This window comes from uncultured Anaerofustis sp., assembly GCF_938029165.1.
In the GTDB taxonomy this organism is placed as follows: domain Bacteria; phylum Bacillota; class Clostridia; order Eubacteriales; family Anaerofustaceae; genus Anaerofustis.
In genome coordinates, this window is the sequence record NZ_CALHFB010000039.1 from 409,991 (window position 1) to 424,784 (window position 14,794).

Here is a 14,794-nt window from a genome sequence, read left to right on the forward strand (position 1 = left end):
TAAAATCCATGCTAATATAAAACATAAATTGAAAAAAAAAGATAAACATAGTATACTTACTTAAACGAGGTGAAAATAAAATGGACTATATGATCAGAGGAAATCTTAAAAATAAACCTATTATATTTTTTGTTATAACGGCAAAAGATACAGTCGAAGAAATGAGAAAAATTCATAATTCAAGCCCCAATGCAACAGCTTGCGCGGGAAGAAGCTTAATGGCTACGGCACTTATCGGATATACAATGAAAAATGACAGTGACATGGTAACAAGCATTATTGACTGTGACGGAGAAATAAAAAAGGTAACAGTAACGGCAAATTTAAAAGGCGAAGTAAAATGCGATATAATAAATCCCAATACGGAAATTTATTTGAATGATATAGGAAAACTGGATGTAAAGAAAATAGTGGGAAACGGGACTCTCAAAGTAATCAAAGATATCGGACTTAGAGACCCATATGTAGGAGAGACAAAATTAGTCAGCGGAGAGATCGCAGAAGATTACACCTACTACTTTGCAATGAGCGAACAAACGCCCAGCGTTGTTTCACTAGGTGTACTGTTAGATAATAAAGACTTCTTTGTAAAAGAAGCGGGAGGACTTATCATACAGCTTCTGCCGGATGCAAAGGAAGAAGACATAGAATATTTGGAAGATAAAATAAAAGGCTTAAAATACATGACAGCACTTTTAAACGAGGGTAAAGATCCTGAAGACATAATAAAATATATATTTGATGACAGTGAAATTGAATTTACAGATAAAAAAGATGTTGTTTATAAGTGTAACTGTTCAAAGAAAAAAATAGAAAAAGTGGTTTTGGCACTTGGGAAAGACGAGCTATTAAAAATACTAAAAGAAGATCATGGTATTACTTTAAAATGTCATTTCTGCGGCAAAGAATATCACTTAGATGAACAAGAACTCTTAAACTTAATAAACGAGGCGTAATAAATGGCTAAAGCAGATTTACATGTTCATACAATAATGTCTGACGGAGCAAACACCATAGACGAACTTATACCCATGTGTAAGTCTAGAGGGGTAGATACACTGGCTATTACCGACCATGACACAATAGGAGCCTTTGAAAATTTCAAAGATAATTACGATATAAATATAATTAAAGGAATAGAATTCTCTACGACATATAAAAATAAAAGTGTTCATATCTTAGGATATTTTATAGACAATAAAAACGAAGGATTAAATAACAAATTAACATATTTAAGAAACAAACGAAAAAACAGAGCAAGAGAAATAATAGAAAAGTTAAATAATAAAGAAAATATAATAATCAATTATGATGATATAAAAAAAGATACTGATGATGCATCGATAGGCAGAATGCATATCGCAAGAGAAATGGTAAGGCTTAAATATGTAAAAAATACTGAGGAAGCATTTATTAAGTACATCGGTGATGATATGCCTTGCTTTGTTAAGAATGAAAAAGTTACGATCCCCGAAGCTATAGAACTGATTAAAAATGCGGGAGGAATAAGCTTCTTGGCTCATCCCGGATTGATAAAAGATATTAATGACTACAACGAGATATTGGATTATGGACTAAACGGGATAGAAGTCTTTTACCCAAAGCACTCAAATGAACAAAGACAATATTTTTATAATTTAGCTATCGAAAGAAATCTTTTGATTAGCGGAGGAAGCGATTTTCACGGATTAAAGACAAAAGGCAAAAATAAAATCGCAAGTGCTTATTTAACCGATAAGTATTTATACAAAATAATAAATTTTCATAAAAATATGACAAAATAATAAAAAAACTATACTATAATAAAAATAATATAAAAAAAGGAGACGATTATGTTATTAGGAGAATTAGCAAAATTAGAAGAAAACAAAGAAATTATTGTTTCTTCATTTATGAAAGCAAATAAACTTAAGATAAAAAGAATAACATATATTTCAAATGAAGGATACGGGAGCGGGGTAAATATATATATTGCAAGAAAAGATAAAGAATTTAATCCCCTTGAAGTATTTTTAGGCTTATGGCTTAAAAATACTATATGGGAAGAAGAATTAAATGACTTTGATTATTCAAAAGAAGAATGTGAAAAGGTATTTAATGATTTATTCTTTGAAATGGCAAGCGGCTATGATTTAAAAAAACTAAGCCCGAGAGATGCTTCGATTTCCTTGGCTAAGGCTGTAAAGAAAGAACTTGATAATATAAACAAAGAGAACGTTGAAGTTACAAATCCGGACGAGGTTGAATTCCTTGATGTTTCGGGGATATATGTAAATAAAAAGTATACATTGTCTCCACCGCTCATACTAAGAAGTCATGATGAGATAATTGACGCAATAGAATTATTTTCAAGCGATATTATGGGTGAATACGAAGAAATGTTTTTAGAAAGTAAAGAAAGATATATATATTTCTTTTAAATAAGGATATAAGATGAAAAAACTTATTTCTATAATACTTGTTCTCATATTAACTATAGGAATGTTTACTGCATGCGGCAAAGATAATGTAAATGACAGTGACAGCGGTAAAATAAAAGATTTTAAAATAAAACATGAGTATGTAGACGGAAATTATTATATATTTGCAAAAAAATTCGATAATGATTCAAAAGCTCCTTATATGAAGCTTATTGTCAAAAATAAAATAATAACCGGTATATATTTTAATTATATATCTAGTAACGGAAAGTTATATTTAAGTGACAACAATAATAATGAAACATGGTTTTATATTAAAACTTTAAATACTGCCGTTCTTCAAAATCAAGATAAAATAAAAAATACCAACCAAAACTATGAAGATGTTTATAAAATATATAATGAATTACTAACAGAAGGTTTAAAGAGCATAAAAAATGGTAAAAATAATATCAGTTATGTTGATTTTGCAACAACATATACAGCTCAGAACTATAAATATGATAAAAACGGATATGATGCAACCCTAAAGGTCACTTATGAAAATAATGTGATAAGTAAAATATCATATACAAAAAAAGATTCATCAGGAAACATAATAACTTCTAATAATTCTTATTTAAAAAAATTTAAAGATAGCAATAATATAAATTATCAAAAATATATCCAAAATGTAATAGATTTATCCATAGGAGAAGATAAAGTAAGACAATCTTTAAATGATTTGGATATTGACAAGGAATATAATATATTAGCAAAAAGAATAAATGCAAAAGCAATTGATTTTGATTATACAAAATATGAAATATTCAATGATATAAACATTTAAAAACGGAGAAAACAATGGCACAATTATACTTTAGATATTCAACGATGAATGCGGGAAAATCAATAGAAGTATTAAAAATAGCTCATAACTATGAAGAACAAGGTAAAAACGTATTAATCTTTACTTCAGAACTTGAAAACCGATACGGAGAAGGATTTGTAGGTTCAAGAATAGGTTTAAAAAGAGAAGCTATGACTTTCAATGAAGATACGGATTTTAAACAAATAGTGCAAATGCAGGAAGATGAAATACACTGCATCGTCATCGACGAAGGACAATTTTTAACAGGACAGCATGTTCTCGATCTTACTCAAATCGTAGATTACATGGATATCCCGGTCATAGTCTACGGACTGAAAAATGACTCACAAAACAACTTATTCGAAGGAAGTATCAACCTTCTTATTTATGCAGACAAAATCGAAGAAATAAAGACAGTCTGCTGGTTTTGCAATAAAAAAGCTACAATGAATTTAAGGATAATCGATGGCAAACCCAATTATTCAGGTAAACAAATTCAAATCGGAGATAATCAAAACTACATACCGGTTTGCAGAAAGTGTTATGGAAATCCCAAATTATAAACGTACATATTAATATTAAGGAGGAAGTCCATGTACTTTGACGTCCTGGTTTATAATGGGAATATCCATACTTTTGAAAATCCATATGATATATACAGAAGTATGTTAATAAAAGATGGGAAAATAGTAAAGTTATATAAACAAAATTATGTAGAGGATGAAATAGATTTAAAAAATGATGTAGGTAATATGATTAATCTTTATAATCAAACTGTAATACCTTCATTTATTGTAAAAGACGTCTATATGCTTCCTCTTCTTTTATTTAAATATAATAAATATTTGAAGTTCAACACTTTGGGAGAAGCCAAAGTATATTTCGGCAATTTAGATAATAGGACTCAAAAACAAATATTATCCGAAGGTAACGATTATTTACTTAATAAGGGTATCAGCACGATCATCTTGAAAGAAGATAATTACTCCGAAAGTGTCAATAACAGAGTAAATGAGTATTTGATCCATAACAGTACCATTAAATATCTAAAAAAGAAATCAAGCAGAAGAATAATTAATAATGATACTATTATAAAGGCAGCAGAACATTTTCCAGATTTAGACCCACTAAATAAAGTGAAAAAATCAATAGAAGAAAACATGTATCCGTACCTTGCAATAAAAAAGGAATTATACATCGAAGCAAAAGAAGCTAACCATTTAAATGATATGGGGCTCATAAAAGAAAATTATTATGCAAATTTTATGATATTAAACAAAGATATATTTATACCGGAAGACGACAATTATAGAGACTTAGAAATCATAAAAAATTACGCATTCGGTGAAGAAGTAAGAAAAACAAAACATAAGAATACCATAGACAACATCAGAAAAGTAATATTAAAAAAAGAAGCATAATTGCTTCTTTTATTTTTTAGTGTGATAATACAGTAAACTGCCTATTAATATCATAATAAGTCCTATGCCCTGGATATAGCTAAAGGTCTCTGATAAAAAAATTATTCCCGCAAGTGTTGAAACTAAAACAGTAACATTATTCATAAGCCCCACACTTATAACACTTATATTTTTCACAGCAAAATTATTTAAATAAAATACTGCAATAGTCGCAAGCAGTGCAAGATACAAAATCCCATAAATAAAATCAATATTACTTATTACAGTTATTATCTGATGAGTAGGAGAAAGAAACATAAATACAAGTAATATAATCAAAAATATTATAAACCCATAATATATTTGATAAAAGCAAACATCATCCAAATCTACATCTTCTCCTATTTGTTTGAATTTTCCCTGATATATTGCTCTTGAGAATATAGACATTATTATCAAAGCTGCACCTACTACAGCAAAATGATAATTATTATTAACGGAAGAAGACACACTGGCTATAAGAGTTCCCGCGATACATAATGCCATACAGGAAGCCTGCTTGATGGTAAGCTTTTCGTGCAGCATAAAATAACTTACTATAACATTTGCTATCGGTATCAAAGCTATAAGGACACTCACCGTAGTGACAGGACACATCATAACTCCGATAGTCTGAAAGGAAAAATTAACAACGGGATTATAAAAAGATAATTTAAACATTTCTTTATGTTTAAAAGATAAATCGATCGGTCTTTTCTTTATAAGAAATATAATAAGCATTACTATAAAAGCTACAAAAAATCTTGAGCTTAATACTAAAAATACATTATTATTTGAAAGTTTCACTAAATCTTTGATAAAAATATATTGCATACCCATGATCAGACTCATGAGTAAAGTTGCTAAGTATCCTTTTTTCTTATTATCCATAAAAATAGTATATGAATATCAAGCTCTCTTTATACAAAGCTTTTTATAAACAGTGGTATTAAAAAATATATAATATTAGACTTATTTATAGAAAATTTCTTACACTTAATATACAAAAAAGGAGTTTTAAACCCCTTAAATTTTATTATAATATCTATTAATAAAATTCAAACCAAAACTTTTTTTGAAATACCGATAATAAAAATAAAAAAAACAGAGATAAACTCTGTTTAATCCAACATTCCATATGCAATTTGTTCTAATTCTTCATTTGAAAGATTTTCGTTAATATCTATTTTCTGAACTATGTCATAAAAGGTTCCCTTTAAAAATTTTTTTAAGGTATATCCGAAAAACACTTTTTGTGTTACATAAACATCGTATTTATCATTACTGACTTTGAGTTCATTAAATTTAGTTTTCATGTCATACTCCCGATTTATTTAAATTAAACAAGTTATATGATATAATAACTTGGTGTAAAAAGCAAGATACATAGGTGAAAATTTTATGAGTAAAGAATTCAGCGAAAATTTAAATAATAAAATCAAATTACTCCCTGAAAACAGCGGCGTTTATCTTATGAAAGACGAAAACGGCACTATTATTTATGTGGGTAAAGCTAAGGTGCTTAAAAATAGAGTAACCCAATATTTCAGAAAAAATTCCAATCATACACCAAAAGTTTTGAAAATGGTAGAAAACATTGCAGACTTTGAATATATAATAACCAACAATGAAATGGAAGCATTGATACTGGAATGTAATCTAATAAAAAAATACAGACCTTATTATAATATCTTAATGCGGGATGATAAAACTTATCCATATATCAAAATAACTACAAAAGATGAGTATCCTAAATTATTCGTAACAAGAAAATATATAAATGACGGAAATAAATATTTCGGACCTTACGCAAATGCGACATATGCCAAAAAGGCAGTAAGTACGATAAACGAGCTATATCCTATAGCTATGTGTAAAAAAGAACTTAAAAGCGGAGTCAAAAAGGGCGATGTATGTTTAAACTATCATATAGGACAGTGCCTTGGAGTATGTCAGGGAAATATAGATACTAAGCTTTATAACGGATATATAAAAGAGATAATAGACATATTAAATGGAAGGACATCTAAAATCATTCAAAGCCTTGAAAACAAAATGAACAGCTACAGCGAGAACCTTGACTTTGAAAATGCCGGGAAAGTCAGAGATAAGATTTTCGCGATAAAAGGTCTTAAAAGCGAACAAAACGTATCAAATGCAAATGCGGACAATATGGATATTTTAGGGCTTGCAATGGCGGAGGACATGGCGTGTGTACAAGTTTATGCACTGAGAGATAAAAAAATAGTGGGAAGAGAAAATTACATTTTAAAAGGTCAGAATGAAAAAGATGTCAGCGAAGTATTGTCTGCATTTATAAAACAGTTCTACACCAATACACCTTTTATACCTCCTCTGATTTTAGTAGAAAAGGAATTTGATGATATAGATAATATTACAGATCTGCTTACAAATCTAAAATCTAAAAAAGTAGAAATAAAAGTTCCGGTAAAAGGAGAAAAGAAAAAATTATTAAAACTTGCCACCGACAACGCAAAGCTAAATTTAGAAAACATAATAGGTAAAGAAAAACAGAAAGCATTGATGGAAAAGAAAGCCGTTGAAGAAATAAATGAATATGCCGATATCAAGAAAGAAGGAAACTTCAGATATGAAGCATATGATATTTCCAACACTTCAGGGGTTGACAGCGTAGGAGTCATGGTTGTATTCGACGGGGCAAAAAGAAACTATAAAGCATACAGAAAATTTAAAGTCAAGTCGATTGAAGGTCCAAATGATTACGGAAGTATGGTGGAAGTTGTGTTCAGGCGTTTGAACAGAGCACAAAAAGAACTCAAACAAAATGATGAAAACCCTAGATTCCTACCACTTCCGGATATAATATTTGTTGACGGAGGAATAGGGCATGTCAATGCAGTAAAAAATGTAGTGGATACTTTTAATTTTAATATTAAAGTCTTAGGGCTCGGAAAAAATAATAAACACAAATTAAAGGAAGTAGTAAAAAGCAACGAGGAAGCAAGAAATATAAGAGATTTTGAATTTGCCGTAAAGCTACTAAACGATATAAGTGAAGAAGTCCATAGATTTGCCATTGATTATCATAAAAACTTAAGAAGCAAAAGTTTCCTTAAAACTACGCTTGAAGAGATTGAGGGAATCGGTAAGGTCAAATGCAGGAATCTTTTAAAGCACTTTAAAAACATGGAAGATCTAAAAAATGCACCTATTGAAGAAATAATAAAAGTAGACGGTATGAATGAAGAACTTGCAAAAAAAGTTAAGGACCATTTCAAAAACGATTAGGTGATATGCATGAATAAAGAATTTTATTTTAAATTATATGCACCCTTTTATAAAGATAAAAATAAGAAAAATTTTCTTAATATAATAGATAAGATAGTAACATATTTAATATTTTTATCTTTTCCCATATTTATAATGATTAATTTTATAAAGGGTCACGATGTAACCAGGCTTATACTTTCTACATTAATTCCATTTATATTATTAAGTGTATTTAGAAAAGTATTTGATGCAAAAAGACCATATGAAATATTTGACATAAAACCGATACTCAATAAAGATACAAAGGGTAAGTCGTTTCCCAGCAGACATGTATTTTCCGCCTTTGTAATAGGAACTTCCGGACTATTTATATCCGTTACATATGGAGTAATAATTATTATATTGGGTATTTTACTGTCGGTCATAAGAGTTATGGGAGTAGTACACTTCATAAAGGATGTTACTGTCGGAGCTTTATTAGGAATAGTTTGTGCATTGATAGGTATGTTGATATAAAAAGAACCGAGAATATCTCGGTTCTTTTTTTTATTATTTATCATCACCTATAATTATCGTAGCTATTGCGCAAAGCACACCGCCTAAAGGAAATACGACCCAGCCGGGATGCCATAAATTCCAAATAAATCCTAATGCCAGATATATAAAAGTAGCAATAAGCATTATTACTCCCGAAACTTTGCCTATAAGTGAATTACTGTCAGGGGAATATATATCGTGATGTTTATTTTCTTTGTTATAACCGTTTATATCATATTTTGCCTTCTGCATTCCAAAGTATGTAAATATACTTACCGCTATTGTTACCATGAACATAAACAGTCCCATAACAGCCGGCATATTATCTACATCTGTCTTTAATATTTCCTCTACCCCTACCAGAATAGTGACAGCAACCAATATGATACCAACGCCTACGGCTATCATACCGGCAAACAATCTGTTATAAGAACTCTTTTCTTCTTTTGTATAGAAATCGTCAAAATAAGGATGTTCTTCTACAAAATTGGAATGACTTATTCCGAAATAAACAAATATGAATACCGCTATCGTAACCAAAATAAAAAATAATATGGTCGAAATGGAACTGAATGTATTTATAAAGAAGTTTCCGCCTTTAATCAATCCATCGGACATACTCATTATAGTTACACCAAGGAGAATCAAAAACACTCCTAAGGTTATCATTTTGGAAAACTTATTCTGAGCGTTTTCGTATAATTCTTTATCTTCTTTAAAAGAATTATCATTAACGGAGATATTCCCCTGTACAAGTTCGTCCATATTAAGGGAGAATATATCGCATAAAATAAGTAATTTATCCATCTCGGGATATGATGTACCATTTTCCCATTTTGATACGGCCTGTCTTGATACATCAAGTTTTTCTGCAAGCTGTTCCTGAGATAAATTATGTATCTTTCTTAAGTTTTGTAAATTTGTGTTGAAATTCATTTTATACACCTTCTTTCTGCCCTAATGATACTGTCTGCATGAATTATTTTCTACCAACTTTTAATTGCAACTACAAGTTTTTTTGTAAACTTTTAGTTGCAGTCATGTTAATTATATATACATTATACAGATTACGCCTTATATTTACACTAAAACTTTAAAATAATAAAAAAAGAGATGATATTACATCTCTTTTCGTAAGTACTATTTTAAAAAGCCGGAAATAATTTTTTGTTCCGCTTCTTCTTTTGTAAGTCCCAAACTTTGAAGTTTGAGGATTTGTTCCCCGGCAATCTTTCCTATAGCAGCTTCATGGATAAGTTCAGCGTCAATATCAGAAGCAACAAGCGACGGTGAAGCGGATACCATTCCGTTATCTACTAATATTGCATCACACTCGGAATGTCCCTTACATTTCGTTTCTCCATTGATTTTAGAATTAAATTCCTGATAAGAATTTCCCTTAGCTACGGAACGTGAAATCAAATCAACTTTAGAATTTTCACCCTTTAATACTACATCAAAATCCGTTTGTGCTTTTTCATTTCCGTCCGTCATTATACGTTCTCTGACAATAAGCTTTGCACCTTCTTCGATAGTTCCATTAGTTTTACGAATAGAACTATCGACACCTTCAAGCTGTATCGTATCCATTTCAAGTACTGCACCCTTTTTTAAATTTACGTCGGTTATGGGGTCTATTCTTTTAATCCCTACGCCTTTTCCCGTTGCGATATGCTTTTCCTCATATAATACATGAGCATTTTCTTCAAGGAAAAATCTATGAATACCGTTATGCCTTGCATCATGTCCGTCATCGGTATGAACTCCGCAGCCTGCAACAATCGTTACATCTGCATTTTCACCTACATAAAAATCATTATACACAAGGTCATCTACATCTCCGTGTGTCACACAAGCCGGGATATACACTTTTTCATCTTTTGTATTCGGTTTGATATGAATAATAAGTCCGGGACCGTCTTCTTTAGATTCGATTTTAATATTTTTACTTGACTGTCTTCCCGCACATTTACCGTCTTCTCTTATATTAAATGCACCTTCAAATTTGCCTGTAAAACCCGAAACTGCACGAAGTATCTGTTCTGTTGTCTTATTCATGATCTATAGCTCCTTTTCCTTCGGACACATATTTGCCCTTTCTTCTTTAAACAATGTAGGAAGGATTTTTTCTCTTCTTCCCATGTCTCTGACCTTTCCACCTGAAATAACTATGATTTCGTCTGCAATGGATAAAATCCTTTCCTGATGAGAAATGATTAGTAAAGTTCCTTTATTTCTTTTTCTTAAAATTTCAAAAGTTTCAACTAATTTTGAGAAGCTCCAAAGATCTATACCTGCTTCGGGCTCATCAAATATAAGAAGTTTCGCATCTCTTGCAAGTACTCCCGCGATTTCTATCCTTTTACTTTCTCCTCCGGATAAAGAATCATTTAATTCTCTGTCGATATATTCTTCGGCACAAAGCCCCACTTTACTTAAAAGAGCACAAGCCTCCCCTTCTTCAAGGTCTTTTCCCGCAGAAAGCTTTAAAATATCTCTTACGGTAAGTCCTTTAAACTTAACAGGCTGCTGGAAGGCATATGCAATGCCTTCTTTTGCACGAGTGGTTATATCTTCATTCGTGATATCTTTACCATCTAATATAACTTTACCGGAAGTAACTTGTTCGATCCCCGCTATAAGTTTTGCAAGAGTGGTCTTACCTCCTCCGTTCGGTCCGGTCACAACAACAAGTTTACCGCTTTCAATATCTAAATCTATATCTTTTATTATTTCTTCGCCATCTTCTGCTTTCCATTTGACATGTTCTAGCTTTAACATTTTCTTAATTCCTTTCCTTTTCTATATATATTAAGTTATTTCCTTTATTTTACATCTTTATTATTTAGATAGTATATCACATACTTTTACATAAAAAAAGATTATTTCCTACCAAATGAGTATTAATTTAAAAAATACGAAATTTCAGCCTGATTTATTTACAAAAATCATAAAATATTTTCAGAATATTTAAAAAATTACTGTTAAATCTATTAGATAAATTATTTAATAATTATACTCCAGTTATCGTATCTTTACAACATAATTTACTTCTTCGGGCACTACGCCTGCTTACGCAGATTCCGCGCCCAAAAACACTTTTCTGTCCCCTTTTAACTTTAAAAACTCATTAATTTTTATTTTACCCATTTTGATAAAATTTTACTAATATAAGGAGGATAAAATGAAAGAAGTAACGATAGATTATGAAGAAAATAATAAACAAAAGATTTTTCACAAAAGCAGTGAGGAAGAAGTATTATACGGAGGAGCAAAAGGAGGAGGTAAAAGCTGTGCTTTGGTTATGGACGCACTTAAATATGCTCTTATATATAAAAAGAGCACGATATATCTTTTCAGAAAAACCTATGACGACTTGGAAGCAAATTTAATAAGTGAATGGTTTAATAAAGTTCCAAGTATTATATATAAATATAATGCTTCAAAAAAAACTGCAACACTAATAAATGGAAGTAAAATATTTTTCAGGTTTGTATCAAATTATAAGGACGCTATAAGATACGACGGAAGAAGTATTGATTACATAGGAATAGATGAACTTACTCACTTTGAAGAAGAATGGGTCCAAATACTGCTGTCATGTCTTAGAAGTCCAAAAGGATACCCTACATTTTTCAGAGCTACAGCAAACCCGGGAAATATAGGTCACGCATGGGTAAAAGCAAGATACATTACATCTACCGACTATGGTAAAAAAATATATGAAGACAAAAAAAATGGAAATAAAATAAAATTTATACCTGCAAGGGTATATGACAATAAAGTTTTAACGGAAAACGACCCCAAATATATAAGAAGACTGGAAAACCTTCCCGAAGCAAAGAGAAAAGCATATTTAGAAGGTGATTGGGATATATATGAGGGCAGAGCCTTCCCTGAATTTAACGAAGAAATACATGTCATAGATGATTTTGAAATACCTAAACACTGGGTAAGGTGGATGGCGGTAGATAACGGATATGCCGACCCGTTTTACTTTGCGTGGTTTACAATAAGCGAAGACGGAATAGTATATCTTTACAGAGAGTACACGAGAAAACACACAGATATAAGAATTCCATATTCCGAGCAAGGAAAAAATGCAATGGAAATGATGTCAAAACCCTATGTCGATGAAAATGGCGAAATCAAAGAAGAAACAGAGGATATTGAAGTATGTGTTGCAGGTCTTGACGCATTTAATAAACACCATAGGGACTTAAGCGGAAAAACCCTTATCGACTATTATATACAAGGAGGATTTACCGTTCCGTTTACAAAAGCTATAACATCGAGAGAACTTAGGAAAAGCACTTTCCATGAGTACTTAAAACCAATAGAAGATGAAAATACAAATACCGAGTATGCAAAATTTCAGGTTTTCAAGTCATGTAAAACCTTCATAGAAACCTTTAAAAACTTAATGGAAGAAGAAGGAAATCCCGAAGTAGTCGCTGACGACAAAAACGACCATGCATACGACGCCGTGGGATATGGGCTCATATATTATCATTCTGACAAGAGCAAAAAGATAGTAGAAGAAAAAAGGATTGAAACTTATAAAAATGAAGCAATAAAAAGAAAGAAAAAAACTAAAAAACATTTATAAAATATTTATTTATATCTGCATTTTTTAAGTATAATAAAATAAAAAGGATATGAGATGAAATTTTGGATATTCATGTTTATCATGAACTTATTGATACCTATAATTATGATTATTTTCGGTAAATTATTTATCAAGAATGCACCTAAGAGCATAAATATGGCTTACGGATACAGAACATCAATGTCGATGAAAAACAAAGATACTTGGTCCTATGCCCATAAACTCTTCGGAGGTATATGGTATAAATTAGGTTTTGTATTACTGATTTTATCAATATTAGCTTCATTATTTACTATAAATAGAAGTGAAAATATAATCAGCACAGTAACTCTGATAATTCAAACTACAGAGATGATTGTATTGATTCTTCCCATATTTTATGTGGAGAAGAAATTAAAAAAAATCTTTGACAGTGACGGAAACAGAAAAAGTATTGAAGATATATAATAAAAAAAGACGAAATAAATAATATAATTGAAAAGCCTTATAAAACATACAAATAAATTTATATCAAAAAAACCATAAGAAAACTAAATTTTTACAGAAATTCTACAAATAAGAGAGAGAAGAACATGTAGAAAACAATGCAATATTATTGAAAAAGATTTTATAAAAATCAGTAAAAAAAATTAGAATGCACTGTAACTGTAACGAACAAGGTCTGTAAAAAAAATAACAAACTAAAAAAACAATAACTTAGCGACACTATACTACAGCATATAATAAAAAATATTTATTATGTATTTAGATCTGAAATCAAATATAATATTCTAAAATAGTAAAATGCGATGATAAATATTGTCTCATAAAAAAAAATAAAGGATACATATGTATCCTTTTTATATTTCTATAACACTTCCGCACTGAACTTCAATATAACTATTTTTAAATTCTTCGCTTATTTTTGCAGACACCTTATATCCGGTACAATGGCAAGGCATGATATAATTTATATTCTCTTTTTTCAGCATTTCAATAGTATTATCGACCCTGTTCTTATCTGCATTGATTAAATGCATACCCGCAAATAAAGAATAAATTTTTTTATCTTTAAATATATCTTTTACATATGAGACTGCATTGATTATGCCCATATGAGAGCAGCCCATAAATAAAGATAAGCCATTGGAAGTTTCAACAACAAGGATTTGTTCATCATACATTAAATCAGGTAACATTTTATCTTTCTGCTTTATATAAAATCCTCTTGGTTTACTTTCAAAATCATTACTATAAGGAATATTACTAATTAAGTATACACCCTTAAAAATTTCTTCTTTATCATCAATATAATGAAAGTGATTTTTTATATTATCATCTACATCAATTCCATTAAAATAATATTTATTCTTCTTTTTATTTATACTGAACTTCGGGATTAGTGCTTTTGTTGATATATAAATATTGGGAATATTATTTATTTCATTTAAATAATCAAGTCCTCCCCCATGGTCATAATGTCCGTGAGAAATAATGATTGCATCTAAATTATTTAAGTCGACACCGAGTGTTTTTGCATTTTTTATGAACACGTCACTTTGTCCGGTATCCAGCAATATTTTTTTATTATTGAACTCGATCAATGCAGAAAGTCCATGCTCGGCTATAAGGTTCTTTTTATATACCATATTTTCATTTAAAACAGTAATTCTCATAATATCACCTTCATTCATTATTTGTAATTATA

The 14,794-nt window shown here is 30.1% G+C and carries 16 protein-coding genes; 10 read left to right on the forward strand and 6 right to left on the reverse strand.

Features of this window, described 5'->3' with window-relative positions; genetic code table 11:
• The first annotated feature begins 80 nt into the window (after positions 1-80).
• The 6 genes from hslO to Q0516_RS06725 are packed head-to-tail and all read left to right on the forward strand — an operon-like array spanning position 81 to position 4,691.
• A complete protein-coding gene (gene hslO / locus Q0516_RS06700) occupies positions 81-956 on the forward strand; it encodes an Hsp33 family molecular chaperone HslO (RefSeq protein WP_294464737.1) in 876 nt (291 codons plus the stop codon).
• Positions 957-959: 3 nt separating this feature from the next.
• On the forward strand, positions 960-1,784 hold the full coding sequence (locus tag Q0516_RS06705) for a PHP domain-containing protein (protein WP_294464739.1): 825 nt from the start codon (positions 960-962) through the stop codon (positions 1,782-1,784).
• Between the two features lie 48 nt (positions 1,785-1,832).
• Entirely contained in the window at positions 1,833-2,420 is a 588-nt protein-coding gene (locus tag Q0516_RS06710) for a hypothetical protein (RefSeq protein ID WP_294464740.1), read from the forward strand.
• A 13-nt stretch (positions 2,421-2,433) separates the two neighbouring features.
• On the forward strand, positions 2,434-3,249 hold the full coding sequence (locus Q0516_RS06715) for a hypothetical protein (protein WP_294464741.1): 816 nt from the start codon (positions 2,434-2,436) through the stop codon (positions 3,247-3,249).
• 14 nt (positions 3,250-3,263) lie between these two features.
• Positions 3,264-3,833, forward strand: coding sequence for a thymidine kinase (locus Q0516_RS06720; RefSeq protein ID WP_294464742.1), 570 nt, complete (start codon positions 3,264-3,266; stop codon positions 3,831-3,833).
• Positions 3,834-3,863: 30 nt separating this feature from the next.
• Positions 3,864-4,691 carry a hypothetical protein gene (locus tag Q0516_RS06725; protein WP_294464743.1) on the forward strand — a complete coding sequence of 276 codons (828 nt, stop codon included), beginning with the start codon at positions 3,864-3,866 and terminating at the stop codon, positions 4,689-4,691.
• Positions 4,692-4,700: 9 nt separating this feature from the next.
• On the opposite strand, the gene Q0516_RS06730 is transcribed toward Q0516_RS06725, so the two are convergent.
• Together Q0516_RS06730 and Q0516_RS06735 are read right to left on the reverse strand one after the other, a co-directional pair.
• A complete protein-coding gene (locus Q0516_RS06730; protein ID WP_257479629.1) occupies positions 4,701-5,600 on the reverse strand; it encodes a DMT family transporter in 900 nt (299 codons plus the stop codon).
• 230 nt (positions 5,601-5,830) lie between these two features.
• On the reverse strand, positions 5,831-6,025 hold the full coding sequence (locus Q0516_RS06735) for a hypothetical protein (protein WP_007050201.1): 195 nt from the start codon (positions 6,023-6,025) through the stop codon (positions 5,831-5,833).
• 85 nt (positions 6,026-6,110) lie between these two features.
• Here Q0516_RS06735 and uvrC point away from each other — a divergent pair, with 85 nt between their 5' ends.
• Both uvrC and Q0516_RS06745 read left to right on the forward strand, forming a co-directional pair.
• Positions 6,111-7,979 (forward strand): excinuclease ABC subunit UvrC, encoded by a 1,869-nt coding sequence (uvrC, locus tag Q0516_RS06740; protein WP_294464748.1) that lies wholly within the window; start codon positions 6,111-6,113, stop codon positions 7,977-7,979.
• Between the two features lie 9 nt (positions 7,980-7,988).
• Complete coding sequence (locus tag Q0516_RS06745) at positions 7,989-8,477, forward strand: phosphatase PAP2 family protein (protein ID WP_294464750.1); 489 nt, start codon at positions 7,989-7,991, stop codon at positions 8,475-8,477.
• A 33-nt stretch (positions 8,478-8,510) separates the two neighbouring features.
• Here the strand turns inward: Q0516_RS06745 and Q0516_RS06750 are convergent, their stop codons facing one another.
• The 3 genes from Q0516_RS06750 to Q0516_RS06760 form a co-directional block, all read right to left on the reverse strand.
• Entirely contained in the window at positions 8,511-9,434 is a 924-nt protein-coding gene (locus Q0516_RS06750) for a helix-turn-helix transcriptional regulator (protein WP_257479626.1), read from the reverse strand.
• Between the two features lie 204 nt (positions 9,435-9,638).
• The gene (locus tag Q0516_RS06755; protein ID WP_294464753.1) at positions 9,639-10,556 is read right to left on the reverse strand and encodes a SufD family Fe-S cluster assembly protein; all 918 of its coding nucleotides are present in this window, start codon (positions 10,554-10,556) and stop codon (positions 9,639-9,641) included.
• A 3-nt stretch (positions 10,557-10,559) separates the two neighbouring features.
• Entirely contained in the window at positions 10,560-11,279 is a 720-nt protein-coding gene (locus Q0516_RS06760; protein ID WP_257479624.1) for an ATP-binding cassette domain-containing protein, read from the reverse strand.
• Between the two features lie 403 nt (positions 11,280-11,682).
• Between Q0516_RS06760 and Q0516_RS06765 the strand changes: the two genes are divergently transcribed.
• On the forward strand, positions 11,683-13,107 hold the full coding sequence (locus tag Q0516_RS06765) for a terminase family protein (RefSeq protein WP_257479623.1): 1,425 nt from the start codon (positions 11,683-11,685) through the stop codon (positions 13,105-13,107).
• Positions 13,108-13,161: 54 nt separating this feature from the next.
• Positions 13,162-13,554, forward strand: coding sequence for an SdpI family protein (locus Q0516_RS06770; protein WP_294464758.1), 393 nt, complete (start codon positions 13,162-13,164; stop codon positions 13,552-13,554).
• A gap of 392 nt (positions 13,555-13,946) precedes the next feature.
• Here Q0516_RS06770 and Q0516_RS06775 read toward each other — a convergent pair whose 3' ends face one another.
• The gene (locus tag Q0516_RS06775) at positions 13,947-14,780 is read right to left on the reverse strand and encodes an MBL fold metallo-hydrolase (RefSeq protein ID WP_299237538.1); all 834 of its coding nucleotides are present in this window, start codon (positions 14,778-14,780) and stop codon (positions 13,947-13,949) included.
• Positions 14,781-14,794 lie beyond the last annotated feature (14 nt).

Coding starts and splice junctions, on each gene's coding strand:
- uvrC (WP_294464748.1), top strand. CDS start 6,111: ATGAGTAAAGAATTCAGCGAAAATTTAAATAATAAAATCAAATTACTC.
- hslO (WP_294464737.1), top strand. CDS start 81: ATGGACTATATGATCAGAGGAAATCTTAAAAATAAACCTATTATATTT.
- Q0516_RS06745 (WP_294464750.1), top strand. CDS start 7,989: ATGAATAAAGAATTTTATTTTAAATTATATGCACCCTTTTATAAAGAT.
- Q0516_RS06775 (WP_299237538.1), bottom strand. CDS start 14,780: ATGAATGAAGGTGATATTATGAGAATTACTGTTTTAAATGAAAATATG.
- Q0516_RS06730 (WP_257479629.1), bottom strand. CDS start 5,600: ATGGATAATAAGAAAAAAGGATACTTAGCAACTTTACTCATGAGTCTG.
- Q0516_RS06715 (WP_294464741.1), top strand. CDS start 2,434: ATGAAAAAACTTATTTCTATAATACTTGTTCTCATATTAACTATAGGA.
- Q0516_RS06705 (WP_294464739.1), top strand. CDS start 960: ATGGCTAAAGCAGATTTACATGTTCATACAATAATGTCTGACGGAGCA.
- Q0516_RS06725 (WP_294464743.1), top strand. CDS start 3,864: ATGTACTTTGACGTCCTGGTTTATAATGGGAATATCCATACTTTTGAA.
- Q0516_RS06755 (WP_294464753.1), bottom strand. CDS start 10,556: ATGAATAAGACAACAGAACAGATACTTCGTGCAGTTTCGGGTTTTACA.
- Q0516_RS06770 (WP_294464758.1), top strand. CDS start 13,162: ATGAAATTTTGGATATTCATGTTTATCATGAACTTATTGATACCTATA.
- Q0516_RS06765 (WP_257479623.1), top strand. CDS start 11,683: ATGAAAGAAGTAACGATAGATTATGAAGAAAATAATAAACAAAAGATT.
- Q0516_RS06720 (WP_294464742.1), top strand. CDS start 3,264: ATGGCACAATTATACTTTAGATATTCAACGATGAATGCGGGAAAATCA.
- Q0516_RS06760 (WP_257479624.1), bottom strand. CDS start 11,279: ATGTTAAAGCTAGAACATGTCAAATGGAAAGCAGAAGATGGCGAAGAA.
- Q0516_RS06710 (WP_294464740.1), top strand. CDS start 1,833: ATGTTATTAGGAGAATTAGCAAAATTAGAAGAAAACAAAGAAATTATT.
- Q0516_RS06735 (WP_007050201.1), bottom strand. CDS start 6,025: ATGAAAACTAAATTTAATGAACTCAAAGTCAGTAATGATAAATACGAT.
- Q0516_RS06750 (WP_257479626.1), bottom strand. CDS start 9,434: ATGAATTTCAACACAAATTTACAAAACTTAAGAAAGATACATAATTTA.